The sequence below is a fragment of the Halothece sp. PCC 7418 genome (assembly GCF_000317635.1).
In the GTDB taxonomy this organism is placed as follows: Bacteria; Cyanobacteriota; Cyanobacteriia; order Cyanobacteriales; family Rubidibacteraceae; genus Halothece.
Map to the genome: position 1 here is coordinate 3,296,235 of NC_019779.1, position 18,277 is coordinate 3,314,511.

Genomic DNA, 18,277 nt, shown 5'->3' on the forward strand with positions numbered 1-18,277 from the left:
CTATTTTTGCGTTTCAGGATAGGGAGATTCTTCTTGAAAAACTGCCTCTAATTGATTTGGATCGCTGGGTGGGGATTCAGAATTGAATAGATCGTGCAGTAGGGTATAAAAGCAGGGAATAATAAATAGCGTGAGAAAGGTTGCTAGAGATAACCCTGAAAAGACAACGACCCCCAACGGTTGTAAAAACTCTGACCCTTGTCCTAAGCCTAACGCAAGGGGAAACATTCCTAAGACGGTGGTAATGGTGGTCATTAAAATCGGGCGTAAGCGTTGCGGGGCTGCTTGTAAAATTGCTTGGCGACGACTGACGTTTTGTTGGGTGTAAATTTGATTGGCAAATTCCACCATTACGATCGCGTTGTTAACAACAATCCCCACCAGTAAAACCGCACCGACTAAAACGGTTGCACCGACAGGGGTATCCGTAAGATAAAGTCCGAAAATGCCACCCGCCAACGCGAGGGGAACCGTTAACATAATCACAAGCGGATCAATCAGGGAGTTATACTGCACTGCCATCACCACAAAGACCATAAATGCAGCGAGTCCGCCGAGGAGTTTCAAAGCGTTCTGTAATTCGGTATTATTGGCTTCGGCTGAACTGGGAGCAATGGTAACACCTTCCGGGAGTTCCAGTTGTTGAAAAATAGATTTAGTTTGCGCGATCGCGCGATCGAGAGTCGCTCCTTCCACTAAATCGCCTTCGAGAATATAAACTTGGCTTTGATTCAACCGTTGAATCTCAGCAGGGGCAATCCCAGGCTGAATATCAGCAATATCTTTGAGTTTTAAGGATTGATTCTCGCCCACCAAGAGAGGAACGTCTTCCAAGTCAGAAATGGTGGTTAAGGTTGACTGCGGGAACTGCACCCGAATATCTACCAAACGATCGCCGCGTTGTAAGCGCGTGGGAACCGCCCCATTAACAGCCGTTTGGATTGCTTCTCCGATTTCAGTCACCGTTAAACCAAACTCTTCGGCACGTTGCCAATCCGGTCGAATCTGGACTTCGGGCTGTGGCGGTTCGGGATCAGGGCGAAAACTTGCCGAGGGAACATTTTCATCTAAAGCTGCAAGAACTTGTTCTCCCGCTTGTTGCAGTTGGGCAGTATCATTTCCTTGTAAGATGACATTGACATCCCCGCGCGTCGGTGAATTATTAAAACTAATCCCGCGAACATCCTGGGGAAAGATGACCACCCGAGTATCCACTAAATTGAGTTGATTCAGTTTTGGTTGAACTCTAGCGATGTAAGATTGGACATTCACCCCTGCTTTGACACTAATGGTGCTCGATCCGCCTAACACATCAGGGGAAGTATTCGTCCCAAATAAGTAGCCTCCTGCGGTGGTAAACGTGCTTTTGGTTCCCGGTTGGTCTAATAAGGTTTCATCGATTAACCGCATCACTTGTCGGTTTTCCGTTAAACTCGTCCCTGTGGGAAACTGCACATACATTCGCGCTTGTCCCGTATTAATTTCGGGTAAAATTTCTTGGGAGAGTTGTCCCCCGAACCAGAAACTCCCGCCTCCTAAAATCAGGAATGCACCTGCAATAACCACAAGGCGATACCGTAGCACTTGTTTTAAGCCTTGCTGATAGCGACGAGTGGCGGATTGAAACTGGTCATTAAAGCGACGTAAAAACCAGAAATAAGATAAGCCACTACTACGAGGAATCGCTAACAAACGAGAGGCTAACATCGGCACAACCGTCAGCGCGATTAACATTGAAGACGCAACCGCAAAACTAATTGTCAGAATTAATTCACTAAACAACAGCGAGAAAAAGCCCCCAATCAGTAAAAAGGGAACAACGGAGACTAAGTTGGTACTGGTAGCAGCTAGTAAAGCCGATTCAATGCTACGACTGCTATTTTCCGCTTGTTCAATAATATAGCGATTACTCGGGCGTTCTTCTGCGACAGGATGACCCGGAGTCATTCCCACCCCTTCCGCGATAGTTTCTAACATGACGATCGCGTTATCAACAACAATTCCCACGCCTAACGCCAATCCCCCTAAACTGAAGACATTTAAGGAGATATCAAAGCCTCGCATTAATAAAATCGCGGTAAAAGTCGCCAACGGAATCCCGACAATAATAATAAAGGTTTGACGCAGTGACCCGAGAAATAATAAGACTGCAACGGCTGCTAACGTAGCCCCTGTTAACCCCGCAACCGCGACATTTTTAATAGAATTGCGAATAAAAACCGATTCATCTTTCGTTGTTACTAACGTCATCTCATCAGAAATCGTTCCCACTTCCTGCAGTTGATTGATGCGCTGTTTCACTCGATCCACCACTTCAATCGTGTTCGCTGTGGGCTGTTTTTGCACACTCACTTTCACCGCAGGATCGCCATTGAGGGTGACAAAAACCCGTTGTTCGGTTGTCCCATCAATCACCGTCGCAAACTCACTGAGGGGAATCTCTGTATCTCCAACAGCAAAGGATAAATTGCGAATCTCCTCCGCATTGTCAAATTTTCCGATCGCGCGGGTTAGGGGTTCGGTATCTTCTCCTGATAAACGCCCTGTGGCGACATCCACATTGCGATCGCGCAATTCCTCTAAAACATCCGTAAACCCCAAGCCTAAAGCCTGTAACCGAATCGGATCAATTTCCACGCGCACTTCTTCGGTTACGCCACCGGAAACATTCACTGAAGCAGCACCGCGCACCAGACTTAATTCTCGGGCTAATTCTTCATCCGCAAAGACGCGCAAGTCCACATCTCGAAGCGAGTCTGATTGTAACCCAAACTCATAAACGGGTAGCTGGGAAGGTTCAAACTTAAAAATGCGGGGATCTTCCACAATATCGGGGAGTCTTCCTTGCACCCGATTAAACGCTGCGGTGGTTTCATTCAACGCCTGATCTACATCATCTCCCGCTTCAAAGTATAAATCAACCTCCACTTCCCCTTCTTCGGTTTCGGAGTAAATTTGCACCACCCCTTCTGTGGCGCGGAGGGCTTCTTCTAGGGGTTTAGCCACTTCTTCCACCGCAACTGTTGGTGAAACGCCAGGGGTTCTGACTTCGAGGCGGATGCGGGGATAGGTAATCGATGGCAGTAAATTGACTGGAATTTGCAGGAGAAAAATAGTTCCAATGACTAATACCGCAACAGTAATGGCGAGAGTACCAATATGTCTTCGGATCGCGATCGCGCTAATACTAAATCCAGTCATGAGTTATATTCGTTGTTGAAGTTACTATGGTGAAAGTTGAAACCTTTAGGGTCAAAAGAGGTAAAAATGCAGGAATTTAAACTAACTGGAATGGTCGATGAACAAGGGAATATTAGATTAGATCAACCCTTAAATCATTGTAAACACAAGCGAGTACAAGCCATTCTCTTAATTTCAGATGATAATTTAGAATCTATGGAGGAAAATGACTGGAAGTATCTTAGTGCAGAGCAATTTTTGCATGGTTATAGTGACGCTGATGCCATTTACGATGAGGATTAAATAGTGTGGTCAATGATTTTTACGAATCAGGAGAGGTGGTGCTAATTGCTTTTCCTTTCTCCGCTACAACCACAAGAAAACGAAGACCTGCTCTGATTCTATTAGACACTGGGGATGAAGATATTATTGTGGCTCGCATAACCAGTCAACCTCAATTGAGTCAATTTGATATTGAGTTAAAGCAATGGCAAGCATCTGGTTTAAGACTACAATCATGGGTAAGAGTTCATAAACTAGCAACACTCCAAAAAAATCTAGTAGAGCGTCGCTTAGGAAAACTAGCTTCTACTGATTGGTCGAAAGTTCAAAGAATGCTAAAACAGCTTTGGGAGTGAAAATAGTGAAATGACCAAGACATATTTAAGTTAGTTTTTGTCTCCCCTCTCTTTCTCTGTCGTAGTACGAGAAAGCGCACTCAATCGCACGGCTACTGCGTACAATATAGGGCGTTTCCGTATCTAATCCCGAAAGAATTTCCAATGACTAATACTGCAACAGTAATGGCGAGAGTACCAATATGTCTTCGGATCGCGATCGCGCTAATACTAAATCCAGTCATGAGTTATATTCGTTATTAAAAGCGGAAAGATGATCAAAAAGTTTGGAGAATGCTATGAAGATTATACAAACGACAGGCAAAATAGAAAAAGGAGAATTAAGAGCAATTGTACCAGAGGGTTTAAGTGATGGAGAAGTTGACATCATTATTGTTACTGAAAATGAATCTGATCAATTAGAAAAAATACGGCAGCTTGCTCAAAAAAAAGGATATGATTCTCGTGAGAAAATCCTTGATTTAATTCATCAAGTCAAACTAGAAAAATTAGAAGAAAAAGGAAGAACCCAGTGAATTCTGATCTTCAGCGTTTGTGCCTTGATACAAATATTTATATCATCGGAACTCAAGAAATTCATTCTCCAGAAGCAAAAATTTTAAGAGCAATTGGTTACTATAATGACACAGCGATTCAAATCGGAGCAGAAATTGTTTTATCTGATGAAATCATTGATCAAATCAGGCGCGTTGGTAAATATTTGTGGGATAAGGATAAAGCTGGTTTTGTAATTGGCTTGATTTGGTCACGGCTTAACATTCATTATGTCAATTATAGTCAGCAATGGAATCAAGAATTAGAAAAGGTTGTGAAAGATGGAGAAATTCCTAATGAAGATATAGAGGTTTATTTAACAGCAAAATTAGGAAATTCCGATTGTTTTGTTTCTTCTAATCGAGAACTAATCAAAGCAATTGCAACATTTGAATGTCTAACTCCAAGGGATTTTATCAATAACTATTTAGAATAGAATCGTTAAATTAGATTATAGCAGTTCTCGAATTCATGAGGTAAATTCTAAATTTTTGTTATTTGTTAATCAATGACTCAAACAACCCAATTCAACCACATTTTAGAAATGATAGACAATCTTTCTTGTGAAGAAAAAGAAGAATTAATCAATATTGTAAAAAATCGCCAAATTGAGGAAAGGAGAGAAGAAATTGCTAATAATATTACTCAAGCGCATCAAGACTATCAAGAAGGAAATGTTTTCCGAGGCTCAGTTGACCAAATTATTTCAGAATTGAACGAATGAGAAACCTTGTTATTAGCTCATCCTTTAAGCGAGCGTTTAAAGCTGTTACTAATTACAGGTCAGTTCTAATTTAAGCTAGTTTTTGTCTCCCCTCTCTTCCTCTGTCGTAGTACGAGAAACCGCACTCAATCGCACGGCTTCCCCAGATTGAAGCGGACGACTACTGCGGACAATATAGGGCGTTTCCGAATCTAATCCCGAAAGAATTTCCACTTGATTGTTTGCGCGATCGCCGAGTTGAACTGTTTTTGCTTCGACGGTTGGCGGTTCAGTGGTGGGATTTAATATAAAAATGGTTGCTGTATTATTTTTTTGTTCCGCTTGTAATGCTGTTTCTGGAATCACCACTTGTTCTGTTTCTTCACGAGGAAAAGTGACTCTCGCCAGTAAACCACTCCCAATACGCCTTTCTGGATTAGGTAAAGTAATTTCAATGGGAACTTGTCGCGTTTCGGGGTTCGCTGCGGGAGAAATACGACTGACTGTTCCAGTGTAAGATTCATTGGGAAACGCATCTAAATTAATCGTTACCGATTGTCCTTGACGAATCTCTCCTAATGCTAATTCAGAAACATTCACTCTCACTTTAATGGTTTGAAAATCCCCAATTGTTAACACTTCATCTCCCGGTTCGATTAAGTTTCCTGGATCAGTGACTCGCTCTAAAACCACCCCCGTAATTGGCGATTTTAAGGTACTATAAGATAACCGTTCTTGAGTTTGAGCGATAATCGAACGTTGGACTCGCACTTGTTCTTGGGCTGTCGCCACTGCGTCTTGTTCAATTTGGATTTGTTCTCGCGCTGCACGGACTTGTTTTTGGGCGACAATGGCTTCGGTTTCGGCTAACTCTGCTTCCTGCTTTGGAATTGCGCCTTGTTGAGAAAGATTTTTCAACCGTCGAGAATCAGCTTGGGCTTGTTCGGCTTCGGCTTGGGCTTGTTCTAGCTGGATTTTGGCGTTTCTGACTTGATTTTGGGCTTGCTTGACCTCCGCAAGGCGACTGGCTAGTTCGGCTTCGGCTTCTGCGATGTTGGTTTGGAGAAGATTATCATTGAGTTGCGCTAGAATCTGTCCCTTTTCTACTGGATCTCCCACATCAACGGTTAGCGTTTGTAATTGTCCTTCTGCTTGGGAACGTAATGCAACCACTTGCTGGGGGAATGTATCTCCTTTTACGGTTAAGGGAGAATTGAGAGATTTGACCTGCGCGATCGCGCTTTCGACTTTAGCAAGAGATTCTGCTTCACCCTGATTTTCACTCGGTTGCGCTGTCACCGAAGCGTTAAACTGCTTTCCACATCCGATTAAGGTGGGAACGAATAAACTGCTGAGTAATAAAGTAAGGAAAGACCTTTTGCCCTTTTTAGAAATTAGAACCCCAACTTGATCTAAAACCATTTTTAATTAGAAAATTTTATAGGTTGCTCTTTAGTTTAGACGTTAATAATCTTTGTTAACCCTTTCCTCAGAAAGATTCTCTTTTTGATGGCAAAGATTGAATCGCACTGACCTGTGCTTTCCCTTTATTCAAAGACTCTTCCCACTCTTTGTGGGGATCACTATCAGCAACAATCCCCGCCCCCACTTGTCCCCAGACAGTTCCCTCAGCAAACAACAGCGTCCGAATCAGAATATTTAAATCTAAGTTCCCCCGTTGGTCTAAATAACCACAAGAGCCATAAAATAAATTGCGACGAAATGGTTCTAACTCTTCAATAATTTCTAAACAGCGCACTTTTGGACAGCCCGTAATCGTTCCCCCTGGAAATAAGGCGCGAATCAAATCAACACTGGACATTTTTGGTTTCATAATCCCTTGCACATTACTCACCAAGTGCATCACATGACTATACCGTTCAATGGTTAATAATTCATCAACTGTCACCGTTCCCCATTCACAGACCCGTCCTAAATCATTCCGTTCCAAATCCACCAGCATAATATGTTCCGCCTGTTCCTTAATATTGGCGCGGAGGTCTTGTGCAAGTTGTTGATCAACTGTGGAAGTCTCTCCTCGCGGGCGGGTTCCCGCAATGGGGCGGGTTTGACAAAGATTGCCTTGTCGTTGCACCAAGCGTTCGGGAGAACAACTAATCATTGATCCCCAGGGGGTGCGCCAATAACTGGCAAAAGGGGAAGGGTTAATGGTCTGTAGCGCATGATAAATGTCCCAACTGTCTCGTTGCGTTTCGGCTTGAAACCGTAAAGACAGATTCGTTTGGAAAATATCCCCAGCATAAATATAATCTTTCGCCCGTCGTACCATTTCTTGATAATCTTCGGCGGAGGTGAGAAACGTCGGTGGAGAAACTTCCGTAATCACAGAAGCGGGTGCATCAGGAATCGGACGTTCTAAGCGTTTTTCGAGTGCATCCAGTTGCTGGGGATCAGTTGCTGCTAACCACAGTATTTGTTCTTGATGGTCTAAAACGGCAAAGGTTTCGGGTTCATACCAATAGGAAACGGGAAAGGGAAGGGGATCATCATTCAGTTGGGGTAACTGTTCAATTTCCCACGCTAGATCATATCCGAGCCAGCCCAAATATCCCCCTGTAAAAGGCAGGTGGGTCACTTCTGGTGGCATATCAGGAGAACAACGGTCTTGAAGCTGCTGTAAACAGGACAAAATTCTTCCTAAAGGAGGAGTCCAAACTTGCAGTTGTCCATCAATTTCGCGGGGACGACCCGCACAAAGGGAATAACGACACAGTTGGGGTTGATCGCTAAAAGGGGGACTTTCCAAAAGCACGCTGTAGGGAGTATCGTTACGGAAGAGATGCAGAAAAATTTCTGACCCCGTCCGTTTTTGTAACAGCAGCGATCGCCAAACCCATTGTTTTTGTTCTCCCATTCTTAATTTCTCACCTACGGTAGTTGATACGATTCGATTAAATCCTTAAGCTCATTCTATGAGATGTTACGGTTGAAGCAGAAACTATAACAAGAAATGACCTAATTCTCAATCGCTGTCTGAAATGCTAAAAAGCATCGTTTTCTAAAAGTATGCTGGCAAATCGTTAAAATAGCGACAAAATTAACTTTATAATTCTGTTAAACAAATAAATCATTATTGTTCTCAAAGTTATTACCGTACAATTCAGAAAACCTCTAAATGATAGGCTAGTCTGAATCTCAATTAACGTTAAACCTTTACTTAATTTACTATGACAGATATTCAACTCATGACGAGCCAAGAAACAAAATCGGATGAATCTTTAACACCAACTGAGGGGCTTGAAACTTTACTTTCTCCCTTAGAAGAAACCGATTCCTCCGCAATGCAGCTTGTAGAAGTTGATTTTTCTCAGGAAGAAAATAGTGAAGTCAATTCTTCTCAAAAAAGCAAATACGAGGATACAGTTGGTGCATTTTTCAAGGAAATGGCCCGTTATCCGCTTTTGCAGCCCGATGAAGAAGTAGAACTTGCCCAACAAGTAAAGTTAGCTGCGGATTTTGAACACAAACGCCAAGAATTAGCGGAAAAATTAGGCTCACCTCCCACTAAACAGCAGTTAGCCGAAGCTCTGGAAATGGGAGTGAAAGAGTTAGATCGCAAACTCTATCAAGGGCGTGTGGCAAAACGGCGCATGATTCGCTCTAATTTGAGATTAGTGGTTTCGATCGCGAAACGATACCTCAATCGAGGCGTTCCCTTTTTAGATTTAATTCAAGAAGGGGCAATTGGTTTAAATCGAGCAGCAGAAAAGTTTGATCCCAATAAAGGATACAAATTCTCGACTTATGCCTATTGGTGGATTCGCCAAGCCATTACTCGTACCATCGCCAATGATGCGCGGACGATTCGTCTTCCGATTCATATTGTCGAAAAACTGAATAAGCTCAAAAAAGCACAACGAGATCTCAAGCAAGAATTACAGCGCAATCCCACAGAAGCCGAATTAGCCCAAGCGCTAGAGGTGTCTCAATCACAACTGCATCAACTATTACAACTCCGCCGTCAGTCTCTCTCCCTCAATCATCGGGTGGGGAAAGGGGAAGATACCGAGTTATTAGAATTACTCGAAGATCATGAGATGAGATTGCCTGAAGATCAGATGAATGAAGCGATGATGAATCAGGAAATCTCAGATGTGTTAAGCGATGTGCTCACGGAACGGGAAAAAGATGTGATTTCCATGCGCTATGGGTTAAATGCGAGCCAGCCCTATACTTTAGAGGAAGTGGGTTTGATGTTTAATCTGTCTCGGGAGCGTGTGCGTCAAATTCAAAGTAAGGCGATGCGGAAGTTACGTCGTCCCCAAGTTGCTCGTCGCTTAAAAGGATGGCTGTAGAAAAAAAATGGATCAAACGACAACCTTTCAGATCCGTTCGGCACAGCGAGAGGATGTTTCTGCGATTATGGGGTTAATTGAAGCCCTAGCTGCCTATGAACACCTCTCAGATGCGGTAACGGGGAATGCAGAAACCCTCGCTGAACATTTATTTGGTGAAACTCCCTATGCGGAAGTGCTGGTGGCGGAGTGGGGGGAAATCATTGTTGGCTTTGCTCTGTTTTTTTCCAATTATTCCACCTTTCTAACTCAACCAGGGATTTATCTGGAGGACTTGTTTGTTTTATCAGAATATCGCGGTTGCGGTGTGGGACGGGCTTTAATCAGTGCGGTGGCAACGATCGCGCACCAAAGAGGTGCAGGACGGCTAGAATGGAGTGTTTTGGACTGGAATCAACCTGCCATTGATTTCTATCAAGCGATGGGGGCACAAGTTCTCCCCGATTGGCGCATTTGTCGAGTCACAGGCAGCGCGATCGCGCAATTGGCAACTCAAGCCCCCCCTAGCTGACCCAATCATGAAGAAAGGTAAAGAAATGCAGCATTAAGCAGAGAAACTTTAACCTAAACTAAAAGTTCAAGCATGACACTGGATTTTGTGGAAAAATAGGAGGAAAGGCAAACCAATAGAGGTCAGATTAGCTCCTCACTCGTTCGCCTGATCCTTGTAGTAAAGATTGAAAAGGAGGAAAAGCTATGACAATTTGGGTTAATGAACAACTCGATCCCTCTGGTTTAATGTACGCTTGTATTGCATCATGTAACCAAAAAGCTGCAGAAGATTGTCATCAATCCTTTGAAGACAACTTGACCGCTACTCAAAAAGCTCAAGGTTGGGTTGCTCGTCTCCGAACTGTCCACTCTTGGGACGAAGTTCCTGTCAACGCTCTGAAATTAAGTTAGTTCTCTCGCCCGTTTTGATTTTCACTGACTCCAGAGAGGGTAGAAGTAGAAACCGTGGAAGGTGTCGCTTCCTTCCCATTTTCAAGTTTTGGCTTCCAGTTTGCAGGAATTGAGGCGGTGGGGCTAACGATTCCTGCAGAAATTAACACCTTAAACGCATCTTCCACTGAGATTTGTAAATTAATCACTTCTTCCTCGGGGACCATAGCATACCAGCCCGTGGTGGGATTCGGCGTGGTCGGGATAAAAAGACTCAACATCGGTTTCGATAAATGAGACTGAAACTGAGTGCTCACCCCACCCGTAACAAAGGCAAGTGTCCATAAGCCAGGGCGAGGGTACTCTACCATCACCACCCGCCGAAACTTGCTTTTAGAATCTTGCAGAAGGGTTTCTAAGATTTGCTTGAGGGTTTTATACACGGAGCCCGCTAGGGGGATCGCTTGTAAAACTTGTTCTCCCACATCAAGCAACCAACGCCCCGCAATATTCCGCGCCATTAAACCAATAAATAAGATAAAGAGTAAGGGCACGGCTAAGCCAACGGTGAGGTTGAGTAAGTTGGTTAAAACAGGGTGTAGTCCCTCGAAAGGATTGAGTTGTTTTGGGATGCGGGTGAGAAAATTAATCACCCAATTGGCGATCGTAATGGTCAGCCAAATGGTTGTCGCTAGGGGAATAACAACTAGCAAACCCGCAATTAAGTCATTTTTCAGGTTTTGCTTGAGACGTTCGATCACAGAGAGTTAATTCTCCTTACCGTTGCTATAGGGGATTTGACAGGGCACTGAGCCTTCCTACGGACTCTTGAGAGTATGCTGGCGCAGGGATTAGGTTTCAGTTGACTGCCCAGTTTGTAAAGAAATATTGCGCTTATAAATATTATGCCATTTTCCACCAGCACTCAGAGCAACCGCCCTTGATTGGTTCGAGTCTGATGTCAAAATCATATATTCCATCGTAACATTTGATTGTTGCTGAATTGAGAACCGTGAAAATGCCCACTGAAATTTTGCCAGACCAAGGGAGTTTAGTCGATCGCGCAGTGCAAATCATTGTCGAGAAAATCGAAAGCGCGATCGCGCAGCGAGGATACTGTACCCTTGCTTTAGCTGGGGGAAGCACCCCAAAACCCGTTTATGAAAAACTCTCTCAACAGAATCTCCCGTGGGAAAAACTCCATATTTTCTGGGGAGATGAACGCTATGTCCCAGCCGATCACCCGGATAGTAATGAAAAAATGGCGCGAGAAGCATGGCTCGATCAGGTAGCGATTCCCGCCGAAAACATTCACCCCATGCCAACAACAGGGGAGAATCCTGAAGCAGATGCCGAAAAACATGAACAACAACTGCGCAGCTTTTTCCAGTGTCAAGCAGGAGAATTCCCCAGCCTCGATATTATTTTATTAGGAATGGGCGATGATGGACATACTGCTTCCCTCTTTCCGCACACAGAAGCCCTAAGCGTGCGCGATCGGCTGATTACCATCGGTAACAAAGGAGACAGCAAACGCTTGAGTTTTACCGCCCCTTTTCTCAATCAAGGACGAGCGGTAATCTTTTTAGTAGCTGGAGCCAATAAGCGCCCCGCCTTGAAGGAAATCTTTTCTCCTCAGGGAGACGCAATGGCATATCCAGCACGTCTAATTCAACCTCAAGGAGAGCTATGGTGGTTATTGGATCAAGAAGCGGGTGCAGAATTCTCAACTTGAGTGAAAATATGATTAAGGTTTAATCCAATTTTTTATTGATAATGATGAACGAAATCAATCACGACTCCCCCCAATCCGAAGAAGTCAACTTAAATGCAGAAGAGCCAGGAACCAGTTTACAACGACCCACCCCTTATTTACTGCATATTCAAAGCGGTGAACCAATTAATCTACCAGACAATCAGACCCAAATTATGCTTGGGAAACCCAATAATAATAATCCCCCTGATGTTGATCTCTCTGGTCTTCCTGATGCAGAAATTGTTTCCCGTCAGCACGCGCTGATTCACATCGAAGCCGAAACGTACTACATTGAAGATTTAGGGAGTTCTAACGGGACTTATGTGAATAATAGCGCAGTGGCTAGGGGGGAACGTCAAGAAATCTCCTCTGGAGATGTACTGGCTTTGGGGAAAGAAGATAAAGTGACTTTCATCTTCAAACTCCCCTAGTGATCGCTTTCAATAAATTTGGATACCAAGGGAGTTGACCAATCCCGCCTTGGTTTGGAGTCCAGACCAATTCCGTGATCGCTCCGTAAAAGCCCACGTTAATCTCTGTACGATATTACATTAAAGGAAACTAAAAGAAAAAATGACAGCAACGATTCAATTTTCACGAGGCATTGATGAAGAAACTATACCTGATGTTCGTTTAACCCGCTCTCGCGACGGTAATAGCGGAACTGCAACCTTTCGCTTTGAGCAGCCAAAAGTTTTAGATGCAGAAAGTACCCAAGAAATTACAGGAATGTACCTGATTGATGATGAGGGGATTATTTCTACTCAAGATGTGAAAGGTAAATTTGTTAATGGACAGCCCACAGCACTAGAAGCGGTGCATTACATGAAATCAGAAGAAGAATGGGATCGCTTTATGCGCTTTATGGAACGATATGCAGAAGAAAATGGCTTAGAATTTAGTAAATCTTAACTTAATTTGAGTTCACTAACATCTCGGTAAATGATTACAGTGGCGAGGGGGATTTTTCCTCGCCTTTTTTGCGAGATTCTTCTCCAGAGGCTTTCCCAGGCGAAATCCTCGCCTTCTGTTACGGTCAGCGTCGGGAATAGCTCACAAGAGGCTGGTATTAAAAACAGTTTTTCGCTATAACTGACTAAAATGGCAAGTTTTAAAATGGATCTGTCCTGCTCTTAAAAAAATTCAACTCTTCCCATTAGGGGAGTCGATTAGGACGATCTTTGAATCTCTTGTAAAAAACTCTTTTCAAAGAAAATATTTTATGGTTAAACAATCAAAACGTCCAGACTTTGAAGAGGAACTTCTGGAAGAACAACCAGAACGTTATCCTGGTGATACCAACTTCCAAAAATGGGGATTTGATCTTCATCCCCAAGTCGCACCCATCTCTGGGGGTTTGGTACTCTTATTCATTATCCTCACTTTAACTTTTAAAGAGCAAGCCTCCTCGGTTTTTAACGCGACTCTCAACAGCATTGCCACCTATGGCGGTTGGTTTTATATCCTCGCTGCAAACATCTTCCTTGGCGTGGTCTTAATTTTTGCCTTTAGTAAATTTGGCAGAATCCGTCTCGGGGGACAAGATGCAAAACCTGAATTTTCCACCTTTGCTTGGTTTGCGATGCTCCTCAGTGCAGGAATGGGGATTGGTCTAATGTTTTGGAGTGTGGGAGAACCCATGTTCCACTTTATTGGCCCCCCTCCCATTTTTGGCTCGGAAGCTGGAACTCCTGATGCTGCGGAAACCGCAATGACGATTACGTTTTATCACTGGGGGCTTCATCCTTGGGGACTCTATGCCTTAGTGGGACTAGGACTCGCGTTTTTCGCCTTTAATCGAGGACTCCCCCTCACAATGCGCTCTGTATTTTATCCCCTCCTCGGTGAAAGAATTTATGAATGGCCTGGTCACGTCATTGACATTCTTGCCGTTGTTGCTGACTTATTTGGTTTAGCCACCTCCCTCGGTTTAGGGGTACAGCAAGTTGCAGCTGGTTTAAGTTTTCTCATTCCAGCAATCAATGAAGGCGTAATTACCCAAGTCACCTTAATTGCAATTATTACAGGCTTTGCTACTTTATCTGTTGTTGCTGGTTTAGATGGTGGGGTGCGTCGCCTCAGTGAGTGGAATTTGTATCTTGCTGCTACTTTTATGGTGTTTGTCCTCGTTTTAGGGCCAACGCTCTTTATTTTCGATACCTTTGTCCAAAATATTGGGAATTACGTTGCTCGTTTCCCCATGCTCAGTTTCTGGACTGAATCCTTTGGATCAGGAGAAGAAAGCACCTGGCAAAATAGTTGGACGGTCTTTTATTGGGGTTGGTGGATTTCCTGGTCTCCGTTTGTGGGAATGTTTATCGCCCGTGTTTCCAGAGGTCGTACCATTCGTGAATTTGTGATGGGCGTTCTGATTGCACCCACGCTTCTGTCTTTTCTCTGGCTGTCAACAATGGGCGGAGCAGCCTTAAATCTTCAGTTAACCAATGCAGGAGATATTGCTGCTGCGGTGCAAGAAAACGTTGCCACAGCTATGTTTGTGATGTTGGATAACTTCCCCTTAACGGCACTAAGCTCCATTGTGGGAATTTTACTGGTGACCATCTTCTTTGTCACTTCCTCTGACTCAGGCTCGCTGGTTGTTGATAATTTGACTTCAGGGGGAAAACTGGATTCTCCTGTACCACAGCGAGTGTTTTGGGCTGTGATGGAAGGTGTGGTTGCTGCGGTTTTACTCCTTGGCGGTGGCTTAACGGCTTTACAGACGGCTGCGATTACAACAGGTTTACCTTTTGCAATTGTATTGCTCATCATGTGTTACAGCTTGAATCAAGGGCTCTCGCAAGAACTACAAGAACTAGAAATGGCAGAACTGCGAGATGCTGAAGCCAAACGAGAAGAAAAAATTGCTGCAATTATGGCTTCTCGTCAAGAAGCGCGATTTGCCCAAGATGAATAATGATGTGATGTATTGATTTGATGGCTCTCTTCCACAAGAGTCATCATTTCTTCATTTCATTGATGTCGTCAATTACTCTATGAAAGAACCTGAGAAGTATTATGTATCGTAAAATCCTTGTGCCACTGGATGGCTCGAAAACGGCAGAAGCAATTATTCCTCATGTCAAGAACTTAGCTAAACATGATGAAGCAACGGTATTTTTTGCCCAAGTCATTGAACCAGCCACCCGTAGTGGCATTGTTAACTTTGAGCAAGAACAGGAAATTACCTTTAAGCCCCAAAAGTTAGATCACGCTAAAACTTATCTCAAAAGTTGGCAAGATCAGTTTACTGAAGAAGGCTTAAGCTCAGAAATTCTACTACTACGAGGGGTTGCTGTTGATGCCATTGTCCATGCAATTAATGAAATGGATATGGATCTGTTGGCAATTACCAATCAAGGTCGGTCGGGTCTCAAGAAAGCACTTTATGGCAGCGTCAGTGCTGCACTTTTAAATTGCGCTCCCTGCCCTATTTTAGTGGGAAATCCTGATGTCAACAGTAACTTAAAAACTAATAATCGCATTCTTGTTCCCGTTGATGGGTCAAAGGAAGCGGAGCAAATTATTCCTCATGTCCAGCATATTGCACAAATGTATGAGGCAAAAATTATTTTAGTGCGAGTGGTCAGAAGTACGAATCATAAGGCTGCTTTTGTCAATTTAGAGAAAGAAATCAAAGAAGAGATTGTACCCGAACACTTATTAAGTCAATTGGGGAAACATCAGGAATTAGATCGCATTAAAGCAGCAAAAAATTATCTTTTGAACTGGCGCAATCAATTCCAAGAGCATGGCTATGATGTAGAAGTGAATCTCCTCTATGGTCGTCCCATTGATAGCATTGTTGCTGTTGCTGAGAAGAGTGATGCGGATTTAATTGCGATGACCAGTCAGGCAAAAGCTGGTTTGGAACAATTCTTATATGGTAGTGTTGCCTCGGGTTTACTCAATCGTTTAGCCCGTCCGATGCTGATTGTTCACACTAGCGAAGTTCCTGTAAGAAATTTTGCTTAATTTTAGTGATCAGCCCTTTCCTGAGGTGGCTTGAGTCTTCCAGACAAAGCGTAAGGGTTGATCGCGCCATTCACCCGCCTTTTTGCTGATACCAATGCGGGGGGTTGCCATAATTTCTGATGGTTTCGTCTCAACGCCAGTATCCACAAACCACAGTCCATTGTCAGGAAACACTGGCTTCCCATTAAGCGTTTTCTCTAGCTGCAAAAACTTTGTTAGTTTCCCAGGACCATTAATTTCACCCGCCCCTCGAATTAAAACCGCAGCAGGATAGTCTATCTGGTCACACACCACGTTGAGCATCAGATGGATTCCATAACACCAATAGAGGTAAAAGTAGCCTCCGAGGGCAAACATAATTTCGTTTCTGGGAGTACGTTTTCCTTTTGCTGCATGGTTAGCTAAGTCCTGTACCCCATCGTATGCTTCCACTTCTTGAATCAGAAGACGAGTCATTGAATAATCTTCATGTTGTCGCACTAACTGTTTGCCAAGCAGTTGTCTCGCGACCGTTATTGCAGACTGCTGAAAAAAGGTTGGGGGGATTATATAGAGGTTAGACTTAGTATTCATATCTCTCCGCTTTGTGTACTGTTTGCAAATATTTAGTGTTACTTTATCCTTGATATCATTACAGAAGTCGCCGCACGCGCCCACGTGCTTTTAGCCGTGGGATATACAGTGGCAGTCCCTCCTCAATATACCAGTCAGGAATGTTCTAACTGTGGGCGGATTGTTAAGAAGTCTCTATCAACTCGAACTCATACCTGTAAATGTGGATGTCAGTTAGATCGAGATGAAAACGCAGCCATCAACATCTTAAAAAAAGGATTAAGTACCGTAGGGCATACGGGAACTTGGGGGTTAGACTCCCTAAACGCTTCAGGAGACATCACCTCTACTCAGGCTGGACGGACATCTCACGATGCGGAACCAAGTTCCGCATCCGTGTCCTCACAAGTCTTGTCTGAGCAAGTGAAGTCGCAGAATGAAGAATCCCACGGCTAAGCGCGTAGCGTAGCCATGCGGAATGTCAACTCGTTAAATAGTCGAAACAAATCAAGTTAGCATCGCTCCTGATTTTGATATTACTCCTTCCATGAGAGAAGGCGACAAAGTAAAGAGAGAGGTTTCACAATTGGAATCAAAGGTCTGACTATCTAAACGAATTTAGATTGGGTATCAAGGGGTTTTAGCTTGTCTATGATTACCTTGAACCAGTGAGCTTTTTTTTGTAACTCCCGAATCTTGACCATAAGCAGTCGTTTTTATATCATCACAACTCTGTCCTAAATCTGTTAGGAAAATGTGTTTTATATCAATTTTATCAACCCTTTCTAGTCTATATTTGAGTTTGAAAACAAGCATAATTAAAACTAGAAGGAGATTAGGTTTTTAGATAGTTTAGATTGAAGTAATACTAACTTTTTTTATTGCATCATTTCTCAAAACAATATATAATCTAGAGCTAAGAAATGCTGTTAAGACCTGTGTGTCTTAATTAACCATGAATTATTCTTCCTCACCAGAAATCCCACTTTTAGTGATTGGCTATGGAGATACAAGCAAGGCAGATCAAGGCGCAGGGTACAAAGTTGCAGAAGTCCTAAAAAAGAAGAATTACAAGTATATTCAAGCTCTGAGCGTCTATAAATTATCCTCTCGTCTTGCTTCTCTAGTTATCAAAGCCAGAATGGTTATTTTTATTAGTTCATATCAGGTTTCTCATGATATGGACTCGGAAATAATGATTAAACATTTTCTTCCCCATTACGAGAAAACTGAAATGGGAATTTCTTATCCAAATCCCCCTCATTCCTTGTTATCCTTTGTCAAAGGAGTGTATGGTAAAAAGCCTGATGCTTATTGGATACTGATTCCAGCAGTTCATAATCAACCTCATCAGTATTTGTCTTGTCTGACCCGAAAGCGCATAAAAGATACCTTAGAATATTTGATTGGTGAGAGTGATTGCGATGGGTTAGATCGAAATCCTTATCAAAAATACAGAGAGGTTAAGAATAAGGCTGATTTCAACATACGTGGCGAGGATGCCCCTACTACATCCAAAGGATTAGTAGAGGGAAGCGTTTGGGTAAGTCTGGGTTGGCAGTGACATCCTCCCCCGCTAAACTTCTTTATAAGGGGGGCTTCCTAGTTATTCATCCGAATGGGATTGCACCACTGATCTAAGACTGGGATTCCAGTCTCCCGACAGCCCGATTGCCTAGGCGTTTTGCTTCCCGATGCGTCCGACGGTACGATTGATATTTTCGATTCCTCGATTTCGTAG

At 43.4% G+C, this 18,277-nt stretch carries 20 protein-coding genes and 1 pseudogene; 15 read left to right on the forward strand and 6 right to left on the reverse strand.

Going from position 1 to position 18,277, the window contains the following annotated elements:
- Entirely contained in the window at positions 1-3,201 is a 3,201-nt protein-coding gene (locus tag PCC7418_RS15010) for an efflux RND transporter permease subunit (RefSeq protein WP_015227038.1), read from the reverse strand.
- A 66-nt stretch (positions 3,202-3,267) separates the two neighbouring features.
- Between PCC7418_RS15010 and PCC7418_RS15015 the strand changes: the two genes are divergently transcribed.
- Positions 3,268-3,483, forward strand: a complete 216-nt coding sequence (locus PCC7418_RS15015; RefSeq protein ID WP_015227039.1) for a hypothetical protein — start codon at positions 3,268-3,270, stop codon at positions 3,481-3,483.
- 5 nt (positions 3,484-3,488) lie between these two features.
- Positions 3,489-3,818 (forward strand): type II toxin-antitoxin system PemK/MazF family toxin, encoded by a 330-nt coding sequence (locus PCC7418_RS15020; RefSeq protein ID WP_015227040.1) that lies wholly within the window; start codon positions 3,489-3,491, stop codon positions 3,816-3,818.
- A gap of 92 nt (positions 3,819-3,910) precedes the next feature.
- Here the strand turns inward: PCC7418_RS15020 and PCC7418_RS21180 are convergent, their stop codons facing one another.
- Complete coding sequence (locus tag PCC7418_RS21180) at positions 3,911-4,042, reverse strand: hypothetical protein (protein ID WP_255348264.1); 132 nt, start codon at positions 4,040-4,042, stop codon at positions 3,911-3,913.
- 54 nt (positions 4,043-4,096) lie between these two features.
- Between PCC7418_RS21180 and PCC7418_RS15025 the strand changes: the two genes are divergently transcribed.
- The 3 genes from PCC7418_RS15025 to PCC7418_RS15035 all read left to right on the forward strand — a co-directional run bounded on the left by PCC7418_RS15025 (position 4,097) and on the right by PCC7418_RS15035 (position 5,076).
- Positions 4,097-4,333: a hypothetical protein gene (locus PCC7418_RS15025; RefSeq protein ID WP_015227041.1), complete on the forward strand. Its 237-nt coding sequence runs from the start codon at positions 4,097-4,099 to the stop codon at positions 4,331-4,333.
- The gene (locus PCC7418_RS15030) at positions 4,330-4,788 is read left to right on the forward strand and encodes a hypothetical protein (RefSeq protein WP_015227042.1); all 459 of its coding nucleotides are present in this window, start codon (positions 4,330-4,332) and stop codon (positions 4,786-4,788) included. The genes PCC7418_RS15025 and PCC7418_RS15030 overlap by 4 nt, the downstream gene beginning before the upstream one ends.
- A 72-nt stretch (positions 4,789-4,860) precedes the next feature.
- Positions 4,861-5,076 carry a hypothetical protein gene (locus tag PCC7418_RS15035; RefSeq protein WP_015227043.1) on the forward strand — a complete coding sequence of 72 codons (216 nt, stop codon included), beginning with the start codon at positions 4,861-4,863 and terminating at the stop codon, positions 5,074-5,076.
- A gap of 75 nt (positions 5,077-5,151) precedes the next feature.
- Here PCC7418_RS15035 and PCC7418_RS15040 read toward each other — a convergent pair whose 3' ends face one another.
- The gene (locus tag PCC7418_RS15040; RefSeq protein WP_015227044.1) at positions 5,152-6,477 is read right to left on the reverse strand and encodes an efflux RND transporter periplasmic adaptor subunit; all 1,326 of its coding nucleotides are present in this window, start codon (positions 6,475-6,477) and stop codon (positions 5,152-5,154) included.
- Positions 6,478-6,544: 67 nt separating this feature from the next.
- Complete coding sequence (locus tag PCC7418_RS15045; protein ID WP_015227045.1) at positions 6,545-7,930, reverse strand: anthranilate synthase component I; 1,386 nt, start codon at positions 7,928-7,930, stop codon at positions 6,545-6,547.
- A gap of 313 nt (positions 7,931-8,243) precedes the next feature.
- On the opposite strand from PCC7418_RS15045, the gene PCC7418_RS15050 reads away from it, so the two are divergent.
- The 3 genes from PCC7418_RS15050 (at position 8,244) to PCC7418_RS15060 (ending at position 10,274) form a co-directional block, all read left to right on the forward strand.
- Entirely contained in the window at positions 8,244-9,371 is a 1,128-nt protein-coding gene (locus PCC7418_RS15050; RefSeq protein ID WP_015227046.1) for an RNA polymerase sigma factor, RpoD/SigA family, read from the forward strand.
- Between the two features lie 7 nt (positions 9,372-9,378).
- A complete protein-coding gene (locus tag PCC7418_RS15055; protein ID WP_015227047.1) occupies positions 9,379-9,882 on the forward strand; it encodes a GNAT family N-acetyltransferase in 504 nt (167 codons plus the stop codon).
- A gap of 185 nt (positions 9,883-10,067) precedes the next feature.
- Positions 10,068-10,274 (forward strand): hypothetical protein, encoded by a 207-nt coding sequence (locus PCC7418_RS15060; RefSeq protein ID WP_015227048.1) that lies wholly within the window; start codon positions 10,068-10,070, stop codon positions 10,272-10,274.
- On the opposite strand, the gene PCC7418_RS15065 is transcribed toward PCC7418_RS15060, so the two are convergent.
- Positions 10,271-11,014 carry a DUF502 domain-containing protein gene (locus PCC7418_RS15065; RefSeq protein WP_015227049.1) on the reverse strand — a complete coding sequence of 248 codons (744 nt, stop codon included), beginning with the start codon at positions 11,012-11,014 and terminating at the stop codon, positions 10,271-10,273. The genes PCC7418_RS15060 and PCC7418_RS15065 overlap by 4 nt on opposite strands.
- Positions 11,015-11,271: 257 nt before the next feature.
- Between PCC7418_RS15065 and pgl the strand changes: the two genes are divergently transcribed.
- The 5 genes from pgl to PCC7418_RS15090 all read left to right on the forward strand — a co-directional run bounded on the left by pgl (position 11,272) and on the right by PCC7418_RS15090 (position 15,984).
- Positions 11,272-11,988 carry a 6-phosphogluconolactonase gene (gene pgl, locus PCC7418_RS15070; RefSeq protein ID WP_015227050.1) on the forward strand — a complete coding sequence of 239 codons (717 nt, stop codon included), beginning with the start codon at positions 11,272-11,274 and terminating at the stop codon, positions 11,986-11,988.
- A gap of 41 nt (positions 11,989-12,029) precedes the next feature.
- A complete protein-coding gene (locus PCC7418_RS15075; RefSeq protein ID WP_015227051.1) occupies positions 12,030-12,440 on the forward strand; it encodes an FHA domain-containing protein in 411 nt (136 codons plus the stop codon).
- 142 nt (positions 12,441-12,582) lie between these two features.
- Complete coding sequence (gene psb28 / locus PCC7418_RS15080; protein ID WP_015227052.1) at positions 12,583-12,921, forward strand: photosystem II reaction center protein Psb28; 339 nt, start codon at positions 12,583-12,585, stop codon at positions 12,919-12,921.
- Positions 12,922-13,231: 310 nt separating this feature from the next.
- Positions 13,232-14,926, forward strand: a complete 1,695-nt coding sequence (locus PCC7418_RS15085) for a BCCT family transporter (protein WP_015227053.1) — start codon at positions 13,232-13,234, stop codon at positions 14,924-14,926.
- Positions 14,927-15,027: 101 nt separating this feature from the next.
- Complete coding sequence (locus PCC7418_RS15090) at positions 15,028-15,984, forward strand: universal stress protein (protein ID WP_015227054.1); 957 nt, start codon at positions 15,028-15,030, stop codon at positions 15,982-15,984.
- A gap of 9 nt (positions 15,985-15,993) precedes the next feature.
- Here PCC7418_RS15090 and PCC7418_RS15095 read toward each other — a convergent pair whose 3' ends face one another.
- Complete coding sequence (locus PCC7418_RS15095; RefSeq protein WP_015227055.1) at positions 15,994-16,557, reverse strand: DNA-3-methyladenine glycosylase; 564 nt, start codon at positions 16,555-16,557, stop codon at positions 15,994-15,996.
- A gap of 105 nt (positions 16,558-16,662) precedes the next feature.
- Here PCC7418_RS15095 and PCC7418_RS19960 point away from each other — a divergent pair.
- Together PCC7418_RS19960 and PCC7418_RS15105 are read left to right on the forward strand one after the other, a co-directional pair.
- Positions 16,663-16,992, forward strand: a pseudogene (locus PCC7418_RS19960) (zinc ribbon domain-containing protein); the annotation flags it as partial.
- Between the two features lie 499 nt (positions 16,993-17,491).
- A complete protein-coding gene (locus tag PCC7418_RS15105; protein WP_015227057.1) occupies positions 17,492-18,100 on the forward strand; it encodes a hypothetical protein in 609 nt (202 codons plus the stop codon).
- Positions 18,101-18,277: the final 177 nt, after the last annotated feature.